Origin of the sequence: Clostridium sp. AF32-12BH, assembly GCF_003477935.1 — a bacterium.
GTDB lineage: Bacteria > Bacillota > Clostridia > Lachnospirales > Lachnospiraceae > Brotaphodocola.
The window spans coordinates 254-574 of sequence record NZ_QUEH01000056.1; the positions used below are offsets into that span (position 1 = coordinate 254).

Genomic DNA, 321 nt, shown 5'->3' on the forward strand with positions numbered 1-321 from the left:
GCAACGGAGCAGAGCCGGGGCCTCTCAACGCGGGTATCAATGAAACAGGCGTTAAAGCAACAGGGATTTGAAGGGCTGGGCCGGAAGCAGACGGAATGGAAAGCCTGGATGGAACGGGAGAAAGAGGCTCTAACGGAAATCGCCCAGGCGCACGAGTTTGAGATCATCAGCCTGGGCGGTGGCCGGCCTCATATGGAGCTGCCAGAATACAGAGCAGCGGCCCAGCGACTTGAAGCTGTCCAGGAACAGGTGATAGCGGCAGAGCAAGAGATCGCGGCCCTGGAAAAGCAGAGAAAGGCCCTGCAAGGGAATGTGAAGCTG

At 58.3% G+C, this 321-nt stretch carries 1 pseudogene; it reads left to right on the top strand.

The window, feature by feature from the left end:
* Positions 1–39: 39 nt before the first annotated feature.
* Positions 40–321: pseudogene (locus DWZ40_RS20260) on the top strand (plasmid recombination enzyme); the annotation flags it as partial.